We start from the raw sequence: 5,146 nt of genomic DNA on the forward strand, positions 1-5,146 counted from the left end.
CCGCTGCCGGTGACCCACATGCCCTGGCCGCAATGGCGCAGCCCCCTGGTGTGGGACTTCTTCGCCATCGGCACCTACATCGTCGTCTCCATCCTGTTCTGGTACCTGGGCCTGATCCCCGACCTGGCCACGCTGCGGGACCGCGCGCACAGCCCGTTCAAGCGCTACGCCTTCGGCCTGGCGGCGCTCGGCTGGCGCGGCGAGGCGCGCCACTGGGCGCGGCACCAGTCGGCCTACCTGCTGCTGGCCGGCCTGGCGACGCCGCTGGTGGTGTCGGTGCACTCGGTGGTGTCGCTGGACTTCACCATCGCCAACGTGCCGGGCTACCACTCCACGATCTTCCCGCCCTACTTCGTGGCCGGCGCCCTGTTCTCCGGCTTCGCGATGGTGCTGACGCTGGCGATCCCGCTGCGGCGCGCCTTCGGCCTGCAGGACTTCATCACGCCCACCCACCTGGACCACGCGGCCAAGGTGCTGCTCGCCACCGGAGCGCTGGTGGCCTACGGCTATGCGAGCGAGATCTTCACCGCCTTCTACAGCGGCGACGAATTCGAGATCGCGATGACGCTGGACCGCTTCACCGGCTTCTACGCGCCCGTGTACTGGGCGATGATGGTTTGCAACGTGCTCGTACCGCAGGTCCTGTGGTGGCGCCGGGCGCGCCGGAACACGCTGCTGCTGTTCGGCCTGAGCCTGGTGATCAACCTGGGCATGTGGATGGAGCGGGTGCTGATCGTGGTGCAGAGCACCAGCCACGACTTCCTGCCCTCGTCCTGGGGCCGCTTCGTGCCCACCGCGTGGGACTGGGTGTTCCTGCTCGGGTCGCTCTCCACCTTCGCCTGGCTGTTCCTGGTCTTCATCCGCGTGCTGCCGGCGATCTCGATCTCGGAGATGCGCGAGCTGGTGCGCGAAAGCGCGCACGGGGGGCGGCCATGAGCGAAGCCTGGGGCCTGATGGCCGAATTCGCCACCGCCGACGCCCTGCTGCAGGGTGCGCGCGCGGCGCACGCGGCCGGCTACCGGCACGCCGAAGCCTACGCGCCGTTCCCCGTGGAAGGCCTGGCCGAAGCGCTCGGCTTCGAGCGCACGCGCGTGCCGCTGTTCACCTTCCTCGGCGGGCTGGCCGGCGGCCTGGGCGGCTTCTTCCTGCAGTGGTATTCCGCCGTCGTCGACTACCCGCTCGACATCGCCGGCCGGCCCCTGGACAGCTGGCCCATGTTCGTGCCCGTCACCTTCGAGATGGCGGTGCTGGGCGCCGCCTTCGCGGCGGTGATCGCGATGCTGGCCGGCTGCGGCCTGCCGCAGTTGCGGCATCCGGTTTTCAATGCGCCGGACTTCGAACTGGCGATGCGCAACCGCTTCTTCCTCTGCCTGCCGGCGCACGATCCTGCCTTCGAGCGCGAAGCCGCGCAGCGCCTGCTCGCCTCGCTGCAGCCGCTGCGCTGGGTGGAGGTGCCGCAGTGAAGGCTCGCTGGCTCGCCTGCGCGCTGCCGCTGGCACTGACGCTGGCCGGCTGCGAGCGCCTGATGCACGACATGTACGAGCAGCCGCGCTACGGCCCCGATGCGGCCAGCCCCTTGTTCGCCGACGGCCGTGCCGAGCGGCCCCCGCCGCCGGGCAGCGTGCCCGCCGCGATGGGCACGCTGGCGGCCACCAGCAGCGGCCACCTCGGGCGTGACGAACTGGTGGCGCGCGCACAGGCCGCCGCCGCATCGGCGCCCGCGGCCATCACACCGGCCCTGCTGGCGCGCGGACAGGAACGCTTCGCCATCTACTGCGAGCCCTGCCACGGCCCGCTCGGCGACGGCGAAGGGCCCGTGGTGCAGCACGGCTTCCCGCACCCGCCCTCGTACCACGAGCAGCGCCTGCGCGACGCACCCGACCGCCACTTCTACGACGTGATCAGCCAGGGGCACGGCGTGATGTACTCGTATGCCGACCGCGTCACGCCGCAGGACCGCTGGGCCATCGTCGCCTACATCCGCGCGCTGCAACTGAGCCAGGGCGCGCGGGTCGCCGAGTTGCCGCCCGCGTTGCGCGCGCGCCTGCCGGCCAGCGGAGGCGGACGATGAGATGGCTGCTCGCGCTGTGGCTCGCGGCCTGGTGGTGGTGCCTGGGGCTGGTGCTGGGCGCCTATGTCAACACATGGGTGCATCAGCTCACCGGCGGCGGCTGGGGCGCGCCGTTCGTGGTGCTGGTGCCGCGCATGGCGCGCGCGATGCCGTGGCTGCTGCTCGGCCTGCTGCCGGTGGCGCTGGGGGCGGGGATCCTCTATCCGTGGGCGCGCGACCCTTCCTGGCTGGGGGCGCTGGCGCACCCGGACTTTCCTTCGCTCTGGCTGGCGCAACCCTTCTTCACGCTCCGGCTGGTGATTTACGCGGCCGGTTGGTGGTGCATCACCCGGCCCTGGATGCTGGCGCGCAAGGGCCGCACCGCCGCCGCGCTGGTGCTGTACACGGTGATCACCTCGCTCGCCGCGGTGGACCTGCTGGCGTCGCTGGTGCCGGGCTGGTACAGCACCGCGTTCGGCCTGGTGGCGATGAGCGTGCAGGCTCTCTCGGGGGCGGCATTGGCGACGCTGCTCGCCGTGCGGGCGGAGCTGGCGGTGCCCTGGCGCGATCTCGGCAACCTGCAGCTGATGTGGGTGATGTCCTGGGCCTACCTCGCCTTCATGCAGTTCCTGATCATCTGGGCCGAGAACCTGCCGCGCGAGATCGCGTGGTACCTGCCGCGCCTGTCCGGCGGCTGGCAGTACGCGGCCCTGGCGCTGGTGCTCGCGCAGCTGGTGCTGCCCTTCCTGGCGCTGCTGCTGCGCCGCGTGAAGGACGACCCCGCGCAGCTGCGCTGGGTCGCCGCCTGGCTGCTCGCCGCCACGGCCTTCGACGCGCTGTGGATGGTGCTGCCTTCGCTGGGCGTGGTGGGGGTGCGGCGATGAACACGCGCGCCGTCCTTTGGGCGGCCGCGGCCATCGCATGCGCGGTGGTGCTGGCGGTCGCGGGGGTGTTCCTGCTGCTGCACTTCTGGAAGGTGGCGCCGGAGAGCGGACCGGTGCAAGGGCAGGATGCGGCGCTCGCAGCCCAGGCCAGCCTGCGCAGCGCGCCGCAGCCGGAGCGGGTCGCTCGGCGGGCGGAGCAGGAGCGGCGCCTGCACGGCTTCGGCTGGGTGGACGCGCGGCGCGGCATCGCGCACATCCCGATCGAGCAGGCGATGGACCTCCTCGTGCAGGGGGTGCGGCCATGAAACGACGCGATTTCCTGGCCGGGGCGGCGGCCCTGGTGCAGTTGCCGGGCGCGGAGCTGCCGCTGGCGTTGCAGTTCCGGGACAGCGCCGGGCGCAGCGTACGCCTCGGGGATTTCTTCGATGGCGTGCGCCCCGTGCTGCTGGTGCCCGGCTACTGGCACTGCCCGCAGCTGTGCGGGCTGGTGATGCAGTCGCTGCTGGATGCGCTGCACAAGGGCGGGGTGGCACGGGAGGGTTTCCGCATCGTCGGCTTCAGCGTCGCGCCGGAGGACACGCCGGCCGACGCGCGGAAGCGGCGCGCGAGCGACCTCGCGTTCGCCGGGTTCCTGCTGCAGGGAAAGCCGGCGCACTCGCCGATCGCACTGGAACTGCTGGTGGCCCGCGGCGATGCGAGCGCGCGGCTGGCCGGCGCGCTCGGCGTGCGCTACGTGCCTTCTGCGCAAGGCTACGAACACCCCGCCGTCGTCATCGTCGCCACCCCTTCCGGCCGCGTCGCGCGCTACCTGCCCGGCCTGGGCCTCGATCCGGGCGAACTGCGCGTCGCATTGGCCGAAGCGCGCGGCGGGCGCATCGCGGGCATCGGCGAACGGATCGCCCTGTTCTGCTCGCATCTCGAACCGCAGCCCGGCGCACACACCGGCGCGGTGATGACCGCCACGCGCATCACCGGCCTGGGTGCCGCGGCGGCGCTGGCCGCCTGGTGCTGGCGCCGCCGGCACGGAGCGCAGCATGGGGACTGACGGCAGCGCCGGCCTGTGGCTGCCCGGTGCGTCCTCCATCGCACCGCGCACGGACCTGCTGCTCGCGGCCATGGTGCTGCTGTGCGGCGTGGTGGCCGCGGGCGTGTGCGTTGCGATCGTCTTCTTCTGCATCCGCTACCGCCGCGGCGCGCACGTGCAGCGCAGCGCCATCCACCGCAAGCTGGGGCTGGAGCTCGCGTGGACATTGATTCCGCTCGCACTCTTCGTCGGCCTGTTCACCTGGGCCGCCCACGACTTCGTCGCGTTCTACCGCGCGCCCGCCGACGCGCTGCCGGTCTACGTAGTGGCGAAGCAGTGGATGTGGAAGCTGGAACACCGCAACGGCCGGCGCGAGATCAACGAGCTGCACGTTCCGCTGGGCCAGCCGGTGCGATTGGTGATGACTGCGCAGGATGCGATCCACAGCTTCTTCGTGCCGGCCTTCCGGCTCAAGCAGGACGTGGTGCCGGGCCGCTACACCGGCCTGTGGTTCAAGCCCACGCACCTGGGCGAATTCCAGCTGTTCTGCGCCGAGTACTGCGGCAGCGAGCATGCGCGCATGCTGGGCCGCATCGTGGTGATGACGCCGGCCGACTACGCCCGCTGGCTGGCGAGCGGAACGCCCGAGCCGAGCCTGGCCCAGTACGGCTTCGTGCGCTTCCGCCAGCTCGGGTGCAGCGGCTGCCACGCAGCCGGCTCGATCGTGCACGCGCCGGCACTGGAAGGCCTGATCGGCCGCACCGTGCACCTGCAGGACGGCCGCAGCCTGGTGGCCGACGAGAACTACGTGCGCGATTCCATCCTGCTGCCACGCAAGGACGTGGTGGCGGGCTTCGACCCCGTGATGCCCTCCTTCGCCGGACAGGTGAACGAGGAGGACCTGCAGGCCCTCGTGGCCTACGTGCGCTCCACCGGCGGAGCGCAAACGGGAGTGCGCCCGTGAACTACCTGCAAGATGGAATGACCCTGCGTTCGTGGCTCGCCACCACCGACCACAAGCGCATCGCGATCCTCTACGCCATCTCCATCACGGCCTTCTTCTTCATCGGCGGGCTGGCGGCCACCGTGATCCGGCTGGAACTCGCCACGCCGGCGGGCGACCTGGTCAGCGACGACAGCTACAACCGCCTCTTCACCGCCCACGGCGTGATCATGGTGTGGCTGTTC

8 protein-coding genes are annotated in these 5,146 nt (G+C 71.5%); all 8 read left to right on the plus strand.

Annotation, left to right across the window (positions count from 1 at the left end; all coding sequences use genetic code 11):
- On the plus strand, positions 1-936 hold a 936-nt coding region (gene nrfD / locus VFM98_RS25840), incomplete at its 5' end, for an NrfD/PsrC family molybdoenzyme membrane anchor subunit (RefSeq protein WP_325112752.1).
- Positions 933-1,463 (plus strand): DUF3341 domain-containing protein, encoded by a 531-nt coding sequence (locus VFM98_RS25845; protein WP_325112753.1) that lies wholly within the window; start codon positions 933-935, stop codon positions 1,461-1,463. The genes nrfD and VFM98_RS25845, both read left to right, overlap by 4 nt.
- Complete coding sequence (locus VFM98_RS25850) at positions 1,460-2,071, plus strand: cytochrome c (RefSeq protein ID WP_325112754.1); 612 nt, start codon at positions 1,460-1,462, stop codon at positions 2,069-2,071. Before VFM98_RS25845 ends, VFM98_RS25850 begins: the two co-directional genes overlap by 4 nt.
- The gene (locus VFM98_RS25855; protein ID WP_325112755.1) at positions 2,068-2,934 is read left to right on the plus strand and encodes a hypothetical protein; all 867 of its coding nucleotides are present in this window, start codon (positions 2,068-2,070) and stop codon (positions 2,932-2,934) included. The genes VFM98_RS25850 and VFM98_RS25855 overlap by 4 nt, the downstream gene beginning before the upstream one ends.
- On the plus strand, positions 2,931-3,239 hold the full coding sequence (locus tag VFM98_RS25860; protein ID WP_325112756.1) for a hypothetical protein: 309 nt from the start codon (positions 2,931-2,933) through the stop codon (positions 3,237-3,239). Before VFM98_RS25855 ends, VFM98_RS25860 begins: the two co-directional genes overlap by 4 nt.
- On the plus strand, positions 3,236-3,979 hold the full coding sequence (locus VFM98_RS25865) for a hypothetical protein (protein ID WP_325112757.1): 744 nt from the start codon (positions 3,236-3,238) through the stop codon (positions 3,977-3,979). Before VFM98_RS25860 ends, VFM98_RS25865 begins: the two co-directional genes overlap by 4 nt.
- Complete coding sequence (gene coxB, locus VFM98_RS25870) at positions 3,969-4,922, plus strand: cytochrome c oxidase subunit II (RefSeq protein ID WP_325112758.1); 954 nt, start codon at positions 3,969-3,971, stop codon at positions 4,920-4,922. Before VFM98_RS25865 ends, coxB begins: the two co-directional genes overlap by 11 nt.
- A partial coding sequence (locus VFM98_RS25875) for a cbb3-type cytochrome c oxidase subunit I (protein WP_325112759.1) occupies positions 4,919-5,146 on the plus strand: 228 nt, incomplete at its 3' end. The genes coxB and VFM98_RS25875, both read left to right, overlap by 4 nt.

Source organism: Ramlibacter sp. (assembly GCF_035706265.1).
Classification (GTDB): domain Bacteria; phylum Pseudomonadota; class Gammaproteobacteria; order Burkholderiales; family Burkholderiaceae_C; genus Ramlibacter.